A 17,793-nucleotide genomic window follows, 5' to 3' on the forward strand; every position below is an offset into this window, starting at 1 on the left:
ATCTAAATCAAGTCTATTTAATTTCAGGAATAATGGTAGGGGGTATATTAAGTTTTTTGTCATCGGAACCACTAGCAAAATTGCTAATATTATAACTGTTAGGTTTCGTCCAATCACATTCTACTCTTCCGTCACCTAGGACAATAGTACCCAATTTATTTCGAAACCAATCGGCGAGTTTTATATATTGTGGGCTATTGGCTAAATTATTTTTCTCATCAGGATCGTTGCGCAAATCATATAATGCCATATCTGCTTTTGGACGGTCACAAGTTAATGCCCAAGTAATATCATCATTTAGAAATGGCGCTTTAGAGTCATCCCATTTGTCTCTAGATCGCATTGAAAAAACAAAATCATTCGTGCGTATATAGGCACGGTGACCGCATACAACATTTAACTCCCCAATAGCATAATCCCGTTTTACAGTTTTATTTGTAATTACATCGGCCAAATTATAGCCATCAAGATAGTCGTAATCTTTAGTATGAAGTGCAATATTGGCACCAGCTAAAATAGTGGGGGCAAAATCAACGAACTCTACAATATCATGAATTACTTTCCCCTGTGGATATTTTGTTTTATCACTTGAAACTACAATGGCTGCATTGTGAACGGATTGCTTCCACGGACCAAATTTAGCCATAATACCTTGCTCCCCTAAATGCCAACCGTGATCACCCACAGTAAATACAATAAGATATTCTTGGTCATTTTTTTTGCAATAATCTTTAAACGCTTGTACAGACTCTCCTATCAAAGCGTCACCGTAAGCGCAAAAAGCATAGTAGTCTCTTATAGCTTGTAGTTTTTCTTTATCGGTAAATTGATCGGTTTTACATTCATTATACAAAGTCACTAACTGCGGTGGAAAATTAGAAAGTTCATCAGTTGAAAATTCAGGAAGTTTGTATTTTTTATTTTTAAAGAGGTCTCTATATTCTTTAGGAGGGAGTACTGGTGAATGGGGTAAATGAAATCCTAGATTAATAAAAACAGGTTTTTGACTATCAGCACCATCCACTTTTTTGCCAAAAAGAGTCGTATATTGTTGGTTACTATTTTCGAGATAATTTCTAAATTCTTTTACAATATTGCCATCTACGGTTTTACCTGCAGGATAAGGATTTACACCTCCTAAAATCAATCCCTTATTGATGCGTGTATAAGCTCTCAAAATGTCAAATTCTTTTTCAACGGCAAGTTTTTGCTTTAAGTCTTCAGCTGGAATTGAACCGTCACGCAATTGGGTGATATATGTTTTTGAGATTCCATTAGGATAGATAATAGTTTCTTCTGTTTTTATTGGACTTAAAATTCCGTCTGGAAACTCATACTTACCACTACTGTTAAAAATATCCCCTAAACCATTTCTTTGTAAATCTGTTTCAAATTGAATAACAAGGTCATAAAAATCAGTGGCGGAATTCATTTTATTATCAAAATTCTTTCGAATATTCATTCCTAATTTTCCAAAAACGGCAGTATTGTACCCCTTAGTTTTCAATATTTGAGAAATAGTTGGTTTTACAAAATCAGCTTGTTGGTGAGAACTAAATTTGTAATGCCCTGAACGAAAAGGATACCTCCCCGATTGCATCGATGCTCTTGATGGTGTACACATAGGTGAATTACAAAAAGCTTTGGTAAACAAAACCCCTTCTTTTGCCAATTTGTTTATATGAGGAGACAGTACAAATCCTAATGAACTTTCTGTTTTTCCAGTAGTGGCTTCATTAAAACATTCTAAAGCATCCGCCCTGTGATCATCAGTAATAATCCACAATATATTGGGCGTTTTTTGTGCATGTATATTCGATGTGATACCAAAAATGAATAAAACAAATACTATAGCTTTTAAATAATTAACTTGATTTTTTTGACACATATTATATTTGTTATTTTAGTACATAAGATCAGCTATTTACAATGATTTTTATTTATGATAGCAATTCGAAACTTTAATTAAAATTGAACTGATGCGAAAAATTATTAAAAAAATGACACAACTATATCTCAGTTTCACTTTTTGATTTAAAAAAATCAGTATATTTTTCCCAGCTAGACTCATCCTAATTTTATTTTTTCAACAATCGATTTTCCCAATCTTGCAACAATTTTTCATCTGAAGTATCAGCTGTAAAGGCAGGATTATGTGTCTTTATTTGTTGCTCATAATATTTTAAAGAAGAGGCTTTGGCTTTTTCAATTGTTTTTTCATCCTCTGGAATCCTATTTTTTTCGAAAGCTACCATTTGGGTCGAAAGTTGCTGAAACAATTGGTCTTTTATCTTTTGATGTTTTTTTAACTCGGCTAGATTATTGAACTCCATTGAATCTTTTTTAAGATCATACAATTCAATCACAGGCTTGGTAGCTGCCATAAACTGATTGAATGGTGCTGCTAAGGCTCCTTTTTTATACAATACGTTATACAAAGAAAAAGCAGGATATTGGGCTTTTTTGTAACTACTCAATTGCATCCAAGGACGGTCAGCTGTTCGATTCCAGATGAGTTTGTATCGTCCATTGCAAATGCTACGCATATTTTCAACTGCATCACCAGCACGGTCTCTGAAACCGTAAACGTATTTTATTTGTTGAGCTTTTTGTCCTAAAAATACGGTTCCTTGTAAATGAGTTGGGGATGCTATTCCTGCTAATGACAAAGAAGTAGCGGTGACATCGACTAAACTAACCAATTTTTCTTTCTCTACTTTTGGTTTAAAATGATTGGGGTAACGCACTATCAGAGGGACTCTCAAACCGCCTTCATACAAAAACTGTTTGTCGCGCAAATGCGGACGCCCATTGTCGCCAAAGAAAAATACAATGGTATTATCCGCCAATCCTTCTTTTTCCAATCGATCTAAAATAAGCCCTACTTGTTTGTCGCATTCTTGAACACTTTCTAGATACAAAGCCCAGTCGGCTCGTATAATGGGGTAATCAGGATAACATTCGGGCAAATGCACTTTATCAGCTGCCACAGGATTTTCTTTGTCACGGACAAAATCGCGGTGGGGTTCATGAATTTGAACCTGAGCAAAAAAGGGTTGGTCTTTGGCTCGTTGTTTCCAATCGGTTCCATCAAAAAGGTTCTCTGACAAAAAATTAAAATCCTCTTTTCCTCCCTTTGCCATATTATGTGAATTCCCATTGGTACAAAAATAACCTTGCGCTTTAAAATAAGTGGTTATGGGTGCAATTCCCTGAGGCAAACGAGTCATGTTTATGGTTCTATGGTCATGACTGTTTGCACTTGGCGGATACATACCTGTAATCATCGAAGAGCGACTTGGCGAGCAAATGGGAGCATTGGCATAGGCTCTTTTATATAAAATTCCTTGTTTGGCCAAGCGGTCAATATTAGGTGTTTTTACATCTGGATTGCCGTAGCAACCTAATTCTATCCCTAAATCATCGGCATTTATCCATAAAACATTAGGGCGGTTTTGAGCCAAACCATTGCTTCCTAACATCAACAGGAACACCATTGAAAAAATACTACTTATAAAATACTTCATTATTTAACTTTTTTGATAATTAGTGGAATTTGGATATTAAATGAGTGTCTTACTTTATTCGCATCCAAGGTATCTGCAGCGCAAAGTAAGGCAATTGGTTTTCCGTTTTCGATATATACTTGAGGACGTTCCAGGTGAGTAAACTGTTGTACCTTTCCGTTTTCCCATTGTACAACACGTTCCGAAATTTCGTGATGTTTAGAAGGTTGCCAGTCGATTCCGTTTTCAGAATCAAATTGCACCAGTGAGAATATTCGACTTTTACCTGTATCCTTAATTCGTTTGACGATGGCTCTGTACCTACCGTCTTGATACCAGATATAAGGATCCTCGGCTGGAAATCGTTCGCCTTCAAAATGAAAAACTAATTTTTCTGATTTAACAAAAGGGCCTGTTGGGCTGTCGGATGTGGCAACCATATGTACCACAGGGCCTCCACTAGGCAACGGAAATTTTTTACCCACTCCTTTATAGATTAAAGTAAAACCGCCATCAGGTCGTTGACAAATGGAAGGATTAGAAGTCATCAATGCATCTGAAGCATTATCATCACTGCTTATATCGATTAAGGGTTTGTCAAATCTTTTAAATGTACCATTGGGATCATCAGCTACCGCAACTCCAATCCGTTGGTTGTTACGATGTACCCAGTTCAATTCTTCTTTACCAGGAACTCCTAGAATTTTGCCGTCACCTGTATTTCCCATATAATACAAATAATATTTGCCTTTGGCTTTTATAATTGTAGGGTTGTGCGTCACTAAACCGTCCCAATAATGTGCTCCTCTTGCGGGAAGCGCTACATTTTTAAATTTAAAAGGACCAAAAGGAGAAGTAGAAACCGCATGAGCAATCTCTGAATGTGAAACCCAAATCCAGCCTGGAGCTTCTGGCCATCGGGAATAAAACAAATGATACAAATTATCATCTCCTTTGATTAATGAACCTCCCCAAACGCTCATTCCTTTTTCGCTAAAAACCGATTTTGAGGCCACTTTTCCAAATTCTATTTTGAAATCGGGACTGATAGTCGAACTGGTTTTGGTGTTTTTTTTACCACAAGAAATCAACACCATTGAAGTGATTACAAGTGACCATAAAGTTGATTTATTCATTCCTTTGTTTTATATTAATGATGGTATTTATTTCTTTAATAATCCAATATAAAAAAGACTACTTTTTTTTCACGCCACGGCCTTCTGGATGCTCATACATAGATTCTACACCTTGTGCAAAATAAACTTCGGGCCTATGCCAAACACCAGTGTCTTTGAAGGCGGGTTCATTATAGTCCAAACTTAAATCACAATCGAAACGAGCCATAATGGAATAACTTTTTTGAGGTGTTCCAGCATTAACAAAATGACACAATCCCCAAGTAAATCCTCTTCCATTACCTGAATTAGTAAAAGCGTCTGGACAAAAAGGAGCTGCCGCAGTAGGGGTTAATGACAATCCTGCTGCAATTTTGAAATTTACTCCATCCTCTGAATACTGCATCGTTTCACGTTCGTTACCATCTTTAATTGCCAAAGCAGCAACCCCTCCCTTAAATGGAAAATAGGTAGTTTCATGACCTGACTGCATAACAGGATTTAATGGATGTTTTTTGAAAGGACCTAAAGGATCTTCTCCAATTACTACTCCATGACCTACGGCATAATGTGACCTATCGTTTGGCCATTTGTTATAAGCGGCTTTGTAATAAATATAAATTTTACCCTTGTAAACTATAGGATGTGGATCATGTGTTGCGTTTTGATCCCACTCGCCTTCTTTTCCAAAAGGAATTACTTTATCACCTCCGTGTATCCATGGTCCATCAGGCGAATCAGAGTAAGAAACGGAAACAGGACATAAATCACCTCTAAGTCCGCTAGGTTCATCAAAGGCTTGGTAGTATAAATAATACTTCCCTTTCCAAACTAATATATCAGGAGTAGCTACAGAACGCCAGCCCGATTGTGGTTTCGCAGGTCTTGACACTGCAACTCCTTTTTCTTCCCAAGTAATACCATCGGTACTTGTTGCATACCAAATATCACATAAGTCCCAGTCTGTTGATGGGATTACATCCGTAGCCTCAGCAGCACGATCCCAACCTATTGGAGGAACAGTTGTATGTCGTTTTGTGTACCAAATATAATACTTACCATTCACCAAGATAGGTCTTGAAGGGTCACGACGAGAAATGGTTCCATCCCCGTTGTTGTAATCAAATCCTTTTAATCTGGTGTACTTAAATTGTGAAAACAATTCATTATCCTGAACCCTAGGGGTTGAATATTCAAACATACGCTCAGAGGATGTGCTTAATGGAATGTTAGGTTTCTCAGTAGGCATTTTGAATGGAAAAACACTAATTGATTTCTTTTTGAAAGAAGTATCTAGTTTTGCAGAACAGGACACTAAAACACTTCCTATTAATGCAATAATAATTTTACTTTTCATTTCTTCATTTTTATTTTAATGATGGAACTTGATATTGTTTTCTCAGTGTAGCTAATTCTATTTTGAGTAAAGCAATATCTTTAGCATACTCTGGACTGTTGTATTGACTTTTCATTTCAGCAGGGTCTTTTTTTAAATCAAAAAATTCCCATTTATTCAAATGATAGTAATGAATTAGTTTATAACGTTCTGTGCGCACTCCTTCGTGTTTAGCAATGTTGTGACCACCTGGAAAATCATAATATTGGTAATACAAACTCTTTCTCCAATTTTTAACTTTTTTTTGAGTCATCACGGGCAACAAACTTTTTCCTTGAATTTCTTTCGGAATTTGAACTCCTGCATAGTCTAAAATAGTGGGAGCATAATCGATGTTTTGAACCAAATCATTACTCACTTTTCCACCTTTTATTATTGATGGACAATAAGCAATCAATGGCGTTCTAAACGCTTCTTCATACATCAGTCTTTTATCATAAAATCCATGTTCGCCTAAAAACAATCCTTGGTCAGAAGTATAAATCACTAAGGTGTTTTCATCTAATTTATTTTCCTTCAAATACGCCATCAAACGTCCCACATTATCATCTACTGATTTTATGCAACCCAAATAATTTTGCATGATGCGTTGGTACTTCCATCGGATTAGGTCGTTTCCTTTTAAATTTGCTTTGGCGAAAGCCTCATTTTTATCTTTAAAAGCACTATCAAAAGTTTGTTTTTCTTCCTTTGAAAGTCTTCCATAAGCTCTTTGCCATAATTTCCCGCCATAATCTTCGTAGATATTAGGAACATTTTTGGGTTCTGACCAAATTTGACAGTACCATCCCATAGGCATTTCGTCTAAAGTCATATCGATTTGCTTGGCTTCGCTAATGTGACCATCATGTGTATCAAATAAATTTTTAGGTTCAGGAATACTTACATTATCAAAAGTGTTCAAATATTGCAAAGGCGGAATCCAATTGGCATGAGGTGCTTTATTCCCAACAATCATCATAAAAGGTTGTTTTTTGTCCCTTCCTTTTTCAAGCCAATTGATTGCTTTATCAGTAATCACATCAGTAACATAGCCTTTATGAATTTCAGTCCCTTTGGCTGTTTTAAAATCAGAATTATAATAATCTCCCTGATCGATTAAAACATCCCAATACGAAAAGCCAACTGGCTCACTTTTTAAATGCCATTTGCCAATAATTGAAGTTTGATAGCCAGCTTTTTGCAAGATACTCGCTATCGTAGGTTGGCTGCCATCAAAGCTTTCTTTGAGTGTAAGTACTCCATTCTTATGACTGTGTTTACCTGTCAAAATTGTGGCACGTGAGGGTGCACAAATAGAATTCCCAACATAACTACGGTCAAAACGAATCCCTTCATTGGCTAATTTGTCTATATTAGGTGTTGGGGCAATAGTGGCTAATCTATCATTATATGCACTAATAGCTTGATAGGCATGATCGTCTGAAAGTATTAGAATGATATTTTTGGGCGTTTTATTTTGTGCCAAACTCAATAGAGAAATGGTCCCAAAAAAAATAGAATAGGAGTATTTTAATACACTGTTAATCATTATTATTTTTAACTTCTTTAATTCGTTCCAGTTGTTTTTTACTCAATCCCCATCTAAAATAATCTTCAGGATTCCATAAATTGTTATGGTGTTTCATTTCAGGATCATTAACATCCAAACTTAAATCACAATCAAAACGGTATAATTCAGAGTGTGATTTGTTATTCTTACCTTTAAAGTTTATAAAATGACCAATCCCCCATGTGATTCCCCTACCATTTTTATTATCTAAAAAAGCATCAGGAATATATGCGTTGGGACCAACTGGCATCATTTCGGTGATTGCCATTACTTCAAAATTAACCCAATCTTTAGCGTATTGAATCGTAAAATGTTCCGATCCATCTCGGATAGTCATTGAGGCTAAACCTTCTTTCCATGGGAAAAAACAAATTTCATGACCTGAATTTTGAACAGGGTTCAACTCATGCTTTTTAAATGGTCCTAATGGATTATCAGCAATCGCTAAACCTATACCACTCCAAACAGTTTGTGGACGATTAAACGCAGCTTTATAGTACACGTATATTTTACCATCGTGAACCAAAGGTGTCGGAGCTTGAATAGCAAATTGATCCCATTCTCCTTTGGCTCCTGTTGGAATTACAACTTTATCCACATGAGTCCACGGTCCATCGGGTGAGCTAGAAAAAGCTACACTTACGGGACAATAATCACCTCGTTTACCGCTAGCTTCTATAAAAGCTTGGTAATAAATATAATATTTTCCTTTAAACTTTAAAATATCGGGGGTAGCTACGGCTCGCCATCCTGGAATAGGATAAGCTGGACGTTTAACAGCAACCCCTTGTTCTTCCCAATGAAAGCCATCTTGACTTGTAGCATACCATATCTCAGCCAAATCCCAATCTGTTGATGGAATAACATCCGTACTTTCGTTGGCTCTGTTTGCTCCTATTGGAGGGACTTTTGTATCACGCTTAGTGTACCAAACATAATATTTTCCGTTTTCCTTAATTATTTTAGAGGGGTCTCTACGTGTAATTGTTCCATCGCCATCATGATAATCAAAACCAGTTAGTTTTGTGTACTTAAATTGACTATACAATTCATTTTCAGCATTTACATAGGACGGATATTGATTAAAACTTCTTTCTAAAGCAGCACTAAGTTTTCGCTCTTTTGAATATTGTGTTACTTGATAAGGAAAAGCCGTAGTTTGCGGTTTAGGAGTTTTTAAAGGAATAACGAGAGAGTACGATATTTCAGTATCTTTGGGTAAAACAGCTACAATCAATGCTTTGGGCAAACCATTTTCCATGTAAAATTTAGGCATATCAGCCGTACGCTCTGTTTTTGTAATAGTGCCATCCGTCCATTTTATTTCACCTGCTTTCAATACTAAAAAGTTTTTAGAAGGCTTCCAATCCAGTCCCAAATCATCCGATTCAAATAGCATTGTAGAGCCATCAGGAAAATCACTCCATACCCCACGAGAATCTTTTGCTATACAATAGTAATTTCCATTAAAAACCCATTCCAGATGATCGTCAAGGGCAAAACTTGCAGTTGGGTGTGTAATGAAAGGAACTTCTGTGTCAACAAAAGGACCTTCGGGACTATCTCCTAATGCAGTAACATGTACCACTTTTCCATTTTTAAAGTTATTATTGGGTTCTACATATTTATAAGCCATTAAAAATTTACCATCAGGACGTATAGAAACTGTAGGGGTTGAAGTCATCATTTGATTGCCTTTGACATCAATTAAAGGTTTATCATAACGTGTCCACTGCCCATTCAAATCATCAGTAACAGCCAAACCAATTCGTTGGTTATTACGGTTTACCCACCATTCAGCATCAGTATATTTAGGCATTACACCATCGGTAGTTGTATTCCAATATCCACTTCCACGGTTTCCCATATGGTATAAATAATATTTCCCTTTGTACTCCAAAACATGAGGATTATGGGTACAATCACCATCCCAATATTTGTTTCCTCTTGGAGGAAGTACCAAGTTTTTAAAGACATAAGGACCTGTGAGCTTATCCGAAACGGCATGTGCAATTTCAGAATGTGTCACCCATCCCAAATGTCCTCTCGATTTTAGCCAACGGGAATAAATAGCATGGTATTTACCGTCTTTTCCTTTTAAAATATTGGTCCCCCAAACATTATAGTCCTTTTCTTGAATAATATTGGCTTTATCAAATTTTTCAGGAAGGGTGATAGGACTATCATTTTGAACGAATTGAGCCATACAAATTCCTGTAATTAAAACAGCAAAAAGGACTAAATAAAACTTTAGATTATTATTTTTCATTTTTGATTCTTTCTAATTGTTTTTTTGATAATCCTTGCAAAAAATAAACATCAGGCTTTAAAAACATATGAGTATGCTTTAATTCTGGATCATTGACATCTAAACTCAAATCACAGTCAAAGCGTGCCATAATCGAATAACTTTTAGGAGCTGTTCCTGCATTGGTAAAATGACACATTCCCCAAGTTACCCCTCTTCCATATTTGGTATTGGTAAATGCATCTGGTGTGTAAGCACCCGCAGCGGTAGGCGTCAGCGTAACATTGGCCGCCACCTTAAAATTTACCCCATCAGCTGCATATTGCATGGATTCACGTTCGTTTCCATCTTTAATGGCCAATGCTGCAATTCCTTCTTTAAAAGGGAAATAGGTAGTTTCATGTCCCGAATTCAACACTGGATTCAAAGGGTGTTTTATAAAAGGGCCTAACGGATCTTCGGCAATAGCCAAACCATGTGCTACCGCATAATGTTCTCTGTTATCTGGCCATTTATTAAAAGCCGCTTTGTAATACAAATAAATTTTTCCGTCACGCACTATCAAATGTGGGTCTTGACTTTGATCTTGATCCCATTCTCCTTTTTTTCCAAAAGGAATCACGGGTTTACCTAAGTTTTTCCAAGGTCCATTAGGGGAATCAGCATAGGAAACCGAAATGGGACACCAGTCTCCTTTTAACCCACTAGGTTCATTAAAGGCTTGGTAATACAAATAATATTTTCCTTTCCAAACCAATATTTCGGGTGTGGCAACAGAACGCCAGCCTAACTCACCTTTTTTAGGTCTTTTAACGGCTACACCTTGTTCTTCCCAACTAAAACCGTCTTTACTTGTAGCGTACCAAAGGTCACATAAATCCCAATCGGTAGAAGGAATTTCATCTGTAGCTTCCATGGCGCGATGTGAACCAATGGGTGGTACTTTTGTATGTCTTTTGGTGTACCAAATATAGAACTTCCCATCCACTAAAATAGGTCTTGAAGGGTCTCTTCTAGAAATCGTTCCGTCGCCATTATTATAATCAAAACCTTTTAATTCCGTGTATTTAAACATCGAATATAGCTCATTATCCTGCACCCGTGGTGCTGGATAATCAAACATACGTTCAGTAGCCGCGCTCATGGGGTACTTCGGTTTTTCGGTTGGCATTTTATGCGGGAAAATTTGCGCATTTGCTGACAATCCGAGCCCTAGTCCAAGCATTGCTATAATTTTAGTTTTTTTAGTTTTCATATGTGTAAATTTTTATTTTAAGTGGTCACATATGTTATCGCCCTTTTACTCATTGGTGTTTGCTTCACTAAGACAATATTTTTTATATGTGTTCAGCGAATTTCATTTGCTTACGCAAACTTCTAGTTAATGGCGATTTCATATAAATAGTTTGGTGGTAGTTATATAGTGTCTTAGTTTAACCAACTTGTTGTTATTGGTAATTTAGTATAGATTATTTTTTGTCGTTTTTTATTCTTTCCAACTGTTTTCCTGAAAGCCCTTGTGAAAAGTACACTTCTGGTTTTAAAAATAAATGCGTTTTTTTCAATTCTGGATCATTGACATCCAAACTCAAATCACAATCAAAACGGGCTAGAATACTATACCCTTTATTTGGTGTTCCTGCATTTACAAAATGGCTCAATCCCCAACTAATCCCTCTTCCGTTTCCGTTGCTGGTAAATGCATCTGGTACATAAGCACCTGCAGCAGCAGGAAAAAGTGACGAAACTGAAGCTATATTAAAGTTAATACCATCTTTTGCATACTGAATGGTATTGTTTTCGTTTCCGTTGCTGGTAATTAAGGCAGCTATTCCTTCTTTAAAAGGAAATAAAGCCGTTTCATGTCCCGAATTAAACAAAGGATTCAATGGATGTTTGGTAAAAGGTCCCAGCGGATTATCTGCCATTGCCAAGCCGTTGCCTACCAAATAATCTGGTCGGTCACCATAAGCCGCTTTGAAGTACAAATAGATTTTACCTTTATAGACTAACGGATACGGGTCGTGAATCGAAAATTGATCCCAAGTTCCTGCTGGGCCATTTTCTACAATAACTTTATTGGCTGGTGTCCATGGACCGTCGGGCGAATCCGCATAAGAAGCCGCTACTGGACAATGATCTCCTTTTTTCCCACTAGCTTCCATAAAACCTTGGTAATACAAATAATATTTCCCTTTCCATTTTAAGATATCCGGAGTAGCCACAGACCGCCAACCCACTTCTGGCATCGGTGGTCTTTTGACCGCTACACCCTGTTCTTCCCAAGTCAATCCATCTTTGCTTGTAGCGTACCATATTTCACATAAATCCCAATCGGTGGACGGAATAACATCTGTACTTTCACTGGCTCTATGCGCACCAATAGGGGGTACTTTAGTATCTCGTTTGGTGTACCAAACATAGTATTTCCCATTTTCGAAAATAATTTTCGAAGGGTCTCGTCTTGAGATTGTTCCGTCTCCATTATGATAATCAAATCCCTTTAATTGTGTATATTTAAAACTCGAAAAGAGTTCGTTATCCTCTGGTCTTGGGGTTAAATAATTGTCATACAAACGCTCCATAGCCGCGCTCAAAGGTCGGTTAGGTTTTGTTTGTGGAATATCCCATGGATAACCGCCAATTTCTTTTTGTTTCGAACTTCCACAAGAAGTGGCTAAAATTAAGGCCGCTAAACCGATAGAAAATGTGGTGGTAAATCGGTTCTTTTTTAAAATATCTAATTTCATCGTTTCGTGTGTGTTTATTTTATGGTTGCTCAATTAGTGTATTAGGATGTGTTTTTTTGTAGAAATTATTCTTCACATTCTTTATAAAGCGTTTTCAATTGTTGGTAAGCTTTCTTTTTCTTTTTTCGAAAAGCATCTACAATTCCCCATTCTCTATAACCTGATTTGGGCGTGCCTTTGTAATTGCTTCTATAATCATTGTAACTCCAAAGAGATACACCCGAAATCCATGGAAATTTTTTCAACTCTTTTATATATCCTACCAAATCTTTACTTAACTCTGCGTCTGACCCTGCTCCTATTTGGCTTAGCCCTATCTCGGAAACAAAAATGGGTTTGCCTGGGAATTTTTGATGTGTTTTTTGTGCTAATACAGGAGCGTTTCCGTAACTATTCATCGAAATAAAATCGACTTTTTCATAAGGTTCTGTGCCAATTTCTCCCTTGCGATAAGACGTAATGGTAACATAGGTTTTGAGGCGGGTGGCATCTAAACTACCCACATAATCTAACATTTCATTCACATAGCCGTATTGGTCTTTGGTCAACGCCTTGTTTTCCCAAGGTGCAACGGCATCACGCAATTCGTTCCCCACACTCCAAGCCACTACAGAAGGATGATTAAAATCTCTTTCAATCATATCGGCCATCCATTTTTTAGCTACTGGATTATTTGGAAACGATTGAGGGTCATCATCACCCCAAACTGGAATTTCTTCGACTAATAAAAAACCGTTTTTATCACAATAATCCAAAAGGTTTTTAGACAAGGGCGCATGCATCAATCTAGAGAACGTACAGCCTAAAGACTGAATGTCTTTCATGTCTTTTTTAATCAAGCAGTCAGGTTCGGTATTCCCGTATTTAGGATGGTCATGTACGCGATTGACTCCATTCATCCGTACGGCTTGATTGTTCAAATAAAATTGTTCGCCACGAACTTCAAATTTTCGAATTCCAAAATTATCTTCGGCAACATCCATTTTTTTACCCTCTACTAGCAGTTCACTCGTCAATTGATACAAATTAGGATTATCAAAATGCCACAATTTAAAATCAGCTAGTTTGTGTTTAAATTCAATTTCAGAAATATTCGTTGTATTTCCGTTTATTTTCACCGAAACTGGAGCTATATCAATTCCTTTAATTTTTGGAAAAATTTGAGCCGTAGCTGTATTAGCACTATTGTTTTCGACCTTGTATTTTATAGAAAAATTGATTTCTCCTTTTTCAAAATCAGGTATGGATGCAATATGTTGGTAAACCAAACGCAAATCATTATTAGCGACTAATCGCACCTCACGGCTAATACCGCCCCAAGCCCACCAAGCGCCACGTTTGTAGCTATTATCAGCCATTACAACAATCGAATTGGTTTCACCTAATTTTACCTCTTGGGTAATGTTAAATTCAAAAGGCAAATAGCCTCCAACATGTTCTCCCATTAATTTTCCGTTCACCCAAACCTTAGCGGTTTCATAAACGGCTTCAAACTGGATGCGAATTTGTTTTCCTTGCCATTTTTGAGGAACAGTAAAGTTTTTTTGATAATAGCCTTTGCCAACATAAGTTGCATATTTTTCGTGGCTATCCCAATTCCCTGGCACTTGCATTTGGTCCCAAGTTGAAGAATCCGATTGCAACAATTCTGATTCAGAAAGAGTATTCGAAGCCTTAAACTTCCATTTTCCATTTAATGAAATCGTTTGGGCATTAGAAATTAAAACAGCGAATAATAAAATTGTAAATAACAGTTTTCTCATCGTTTATTTCTTAGGTTGATAATATCGTACATAATCTACTTTCATTGATGTTCCGTGAATAGCATCGGTTACTGTACCATGCCATTTTATGATGGCTAGACTCAACCAAATAGGGGTTTCGCTATGGCAAAAAGTATTTGCTTCTCTCCTGATTTCCTTTCCATCAAAATAAAAAATCAATTCTTTTTCATTCCATTCTAATCCGTAGGTATGAAATTCATCAGCAAAATTGTAATTTTTAGCTACATCTAACACCGAAATGTCCTTCCACTCACCTTTATGTAAATACTGAACTTTATAATCAGAAATTAAATTTCTCCAATTTCCTCTAGCATCTTTCCACCCATTTACAAACTGAATAGCTCCCACGGTAATTTTGTTCTTCCATTCAAATTCTACCCATTTTTGCCCTTCATTTTGAGTAGTCCAAGAGGTGAATGGGTTAGCATCTGTTAAGAAATGAGAAGTATCCTTTCCGTTAAAAGAACCACTAGTAGTAATGGTAACCTCTTTGCTTCGGGCATAATTTACTAAATTTGGAACATCCGTATCAGCCGATTGGGATAGTACTGTTGGATAATTCCCATCTTTGTTCACGCCATAAATTCTAAATTCACCTAAATTGAACTTTGCTTTATTGTTAGAAACAAATCGAATTTTAGTCGTTTCAATAGGTGTTTCTAATTGAATCATATAATCTGGTTTTGCACCAAAAGCAAATCCTTTGTGGCTGGTAGCATGCTTTTTATTTCCTTTTTCATCAATGGTAAAATCCGACCATTGGTGAATATTGGTGTTCACTTCGTTAGGAAAATGTCCTTCATTGATATCAATTTCAAATCTTTTTCCTTCAGTAGGCTCAGGACCTTGAGTCATCAACCAAAATGAATTGTTAGTAGCCTCGGCAGCAGCATATTTATATCTGCATTCAAAATATCCGTATTTGAATTTTTTCTTGGTCCAAATACTCCCCGATGTCCATTCTTGACCGCCACGATTTTCTTTTCTGTTTTCCAAATATAAAAGACCGTTTTTCACATCGGCATTTTCACGCCAACGACTACAGTACAGGTTTTTACTCGGATGATTCGCAGAAATCCATTCGGTATCGAGGTCTTTGTTTTCATATTCAAATTCATCCTGCCATACTAACTTCCAATTTTTTAAATCGAAATTATTAATTTCTTTTTGGGAATAGCTCGTAAAGAAACTCATACCTACTAGCATTAATGCAAACCCATTTTTAATATTCATTTTTACTTATTTTTTAATGGGAAATAATAAAAATAATCCACATCTAACCATGAATCTTGATCGCTCCCTTTAGCGTGCCCAAAATACCCATTAGAAAGTATCCAATGCATGTTTTGAAAACAAGTACGTTTCATTGTATCTCTTGTTTGTACGTCACCTGCAGGAACTTTTCTGCCTAATTTTTGCCATTGTCCATTTACATATTCCCAGGCTTGCATATAGTCAGGATTAAATTCTAAACCAACTGTTTCCCAATCCCCAAACTTTGTTTTCACATCATGCTCCAGCATCACACTAATCAACTCCTTATGTCTAACACCATCTAAATCAGGTGGAGCATCAATATCCCAACAATTTTTTTTACTCCATGCATAATATTCTACCCAGTCTAACTCCATATAATCATTGCCCTCTACAGGTGCTCTTCGGCCATCAACACCCATATTGTATCTGTTGCCCCAAATTGCAGGATGAGTATGGGATTTAGGACCATTTTCCTGAATTCCTCGGATTCTGAACTTGGTTATAAAAAAACCAAAACGGCAATAATTCAATCCTGAAATTCCTCCTCCTTTTTTATCCTTGACATCACATTTTATGGATAGATAAGAATTATCAACAATACTCACGTATTTTTCACTATCACCTGTCAATTTATCTGGCTTTCTATACGTCCATTTTGTTTTGTCTAGGCTTGAAAAATCATCGGATATATTAGTATCAATTGTATTTTCATATACTTTTGAGAGTTCCTTTGGAGGAGCTATTTTACTTGAATTCTCCAATTTTTTTAAATCATCATTCAAAGAATTTTGAGAACTACAGGAAACGATGAATACTAAACTTGCTAGTAATATTTTTACTTTTTTCATTTCTATTTTAATTTTTTTGATAATACCTCACCCAATCAATCTTCATACTGGTTCCATTAATAGCATCGGTTACCTCCCCAGCATGTTCTAAAATAGCCAAACTCAAATAAATATTTAAATCTTCATTACAAAGCGTGTTTGGAATGGTTCGGATGAGCTTGTTATCGTAGTAAAATTTAATAGCAGTTGCAGACCAATCCATACCATATACATGATAGTCTTGTGAATAGTTATAATTTGTTTTCACATCATAACTTGCAATTTCAACCCATTTTCCATTAACATAAGCTTCTATTTTATAATCTGAAATTAAGGCATTCCAAGTTGTACCACTTTGCCATCCATTTATAAATTGAATATGTCCAATGCTTTTTTCGCTAGGCCAATTAAATTCTAACCATTTTTCGCCACTTTTTTGAGATACCCAACTCGTAGTTGTTGTTCCATCTGCAACAGCAGCAGCTTTTGAGTCACTATTATAAACTCCACTTGCTGTTATCGACGTATCACTCCCTTTAGCGATATTAACCAAACCTGAAATACTCGCATCTGCTGAAGCAGAAAGGATATTCGTAGGATAACATTTTAAATTGGGTTCATAAATACGAAATTCTCTGATATGAAAATGGGAAGCATTTTTTGAAGAAAACCGAATCCTTTTAGTTTTTACAGCTGTTTTAAAAGAATGCGCATAAGCAGGAGATAATCCCTCAGCATAGGGTTGTTGGTTATTCTCAATACTTTTTCCTCCTTCCCAGTGGTGTCTATTAGTATTCACCTCGTTTGGAAAATGGCCTTCATTAACATCTAACTCACAGGTAACACCACTACTATTATTTCCTGTACCTTTGATGCTATTAAATAACCAAAACGAATTATTGGTACCACTAGCACCAGCATATTTATATCTAGCTTCATAATAACCGTATCCAAAAGTTTTTTTGGTCCAAATATTACCACAAGTCCAATCTAGATTTCCACGTTGTTCTTTACGAGCTTGTAATTCTAAAACCCCGTCTTTGACCACTGCATTTTCTCTCCAACGGCTACAAAGTATATGACTACTTGAACTATTTTGAGAAGTCCAATTGGTTTCTAACTGAGAATCTGGATAATTAAAATCGTCCTCCCAAATTAATTTCCATTTGGAACTATCGTGTAATTCCGTTGGTTTTTCAAATTCGTATTGATAGGCTGCAAGGCAGTCAGCTACTATTTTTTCTTCAGCTTTAGGCTGTGCAACAACTGCTTGATCCCCAGCACTACAACTACTTATCAGAACAACTCCCAGTAAGGTAGCAAATCTGTTTTTTGAATATGTCACAATCTTTTTCATA

12 protein-coding genes are annotated in these 17,793 nt (G+C 36.4%); all 12 read right to left on the reverse strand.

The features are described from left to right. Positions 1-13 precede the first annotated feature (13 nt). The 12 genes from K5R64_RS12170 to K5R64_RS12225 all read right to left on the reverse strand — a co-directional run bounded on the left by K5R64_RS12170 (position 14) and on the right by K5R64_RS12225 (position 17,792). Positions 14-1,888 carry a sulfatase-like hydrolase/transferase gene (locus K5R64_RS12170; RefSeq protein WP_220763780.1) on the reverse strand — a complete coding sequence of 625 codons (1,875 nt, stop codon included), beginning with the start codon at positions 1,886-1,888 and terminating at the stop codon, positions 14-16. A gap of 190 nt (positions 1,889-2,078) precedes the next feature. Further along, positions 2,079-3,527 (reverse strand): sulfatase, encoded by a 1,449-nt coding sequence (locus K5R64_RS12175; RefSeq protein ID WP_255580369.1) that lies wholly within the window; start codon positions 3,525-3,527, stop codon positions 2,079-2,081. Next, positions 3,527-4,642 (reverse strand): glycoside hydrolase family protein, encoded by a 1,116-nt coding sequence (locus K5R64_RS12180; protein WP_220763781.1) that lies wholly within the window; start codon positions 4,640-4,642, stop codon positions 3,527-3,529. Before K5R64_RS12180 ends, K5R64_RS12175 begins: the two co-directional genes overlap by 1 nt. 58 nt (positions 4,643-4,700) lie before the next feature. Next, on the reverse strand, positions 4,701-5,978 hold the full coding sequence (locus K5R64_RS12185; RefSeq protein WP_220763782.1) for a glycoside hydrolase: 1,278 nt from the start codon (positions 5,976-5,978) through the stop codon (positions 4,701-4,703). 10 nt (positions 5,979-5,988) lie between these two features. Further along, entirely contained in the window at positions 5,989-7,548 is a 1,560-nt protein-coding gene (locus tag K5R64_RS12190; protein WP_220763783.1) for a sulfatase, read from the reverse strand. After that, a complete protein-coding gene (locus tag K5R64_RS17225; RefSeq protein WP_255580370.1) occupies positions 7,541-9,838 on the reverse strand; it encodes a hypothetical protein in 2,298 nt (765 codons plus the stop codon). Before K5R64_RS17225 ends, K5R64_RS12190 begins: the two co-directional genes overlap by 8 nt. Next, a complete protein-coding gene (locus tag K5R64_RS12200; protein ID WP_220763784.1) occupies positions 9,828-11,072 on the reverse strand; it encodes a family 43 glycosylhydrolase in 1,245 nt (414 codons plus the stop codon). The genes K5R64_RS17225 and K5R64_RS12200 overlap by 11 nt, the downstream gene beginning before the upstream one ends. 214 nt (positions 11,073-11,286) lie before the next feature. Continuing rightward, positions 11,287-12,567 (reverse strand): family 43 glycosylhydrolase, encoded by a 1,281-nt coding sequence (locus K5R64_RS12205; protein WP_220763785.1) that lies wholly within the window; start codon positions 12,565-12,567, stop codon positions 11,287-11,289. 65 nt (positions 12,568-12,632) lie between these two features. Next, positions 12,633-14,330 carry a glycoside hydrolase family 2 protein gene (locus tag K5R64_RS12210; RefSeq protein WP_220763786.1) on the reverse strand — a complete coding sequence of 566 codons (1,698 nt, stop codon included), beginning with the start codon at positions 14,328-14,330 and terminating at the stop codon, positions 12,633-12,635. A 3-nt stretch (positions 14,331-14,333) separates the two neighbouring features. After that, positions 14,334-15,584: a family 16 glycosylhydrolase gene (locus tag K5R64_RS12215; RefSeq protein ID WP_220763788.1), complete on the reverse strand. Its 1,251-nt coding sequence runs from the start codon at positions 15,582-15,584 to the stop codon at positions 14,334-14,336. Positions 15,585-15,586: 2 nt separating this feature from the next. Further along, the gene (locus K5R64_RS12220; RefSeq protein WP_220763789.1) at positions 15,587-16,456 is read right to left on the reverse strand and encodes a hypothetical protein; all 870 of its coding nucleotides are present in this window, start codon (positions 16,454-16,456) and stop codon (positions 15,587-15,589) included. 7 nt (positions 16,457-16,463) lie between these two features. Next, a complete protein-coding gene (locus K5R64_RS12225; RefSeq protein WP_220763791.1) occupies positions 16,464-17,792 on the reverse strand; it encodes a family 16 glycosylhydrolase in 1,329 nt (442 codons plus the stop codon). Position 17,793: the final 1 nt, after the last annotated feature.

The organism is Flavobacterium sp. UMI-01 (genome assembly GCF_019656315.1).
Lineage (GTDB): Bacteria > Bacteroidota > Bacteroidia > Flavobacteriales > Flavobacteriaceae > Flavobacterium.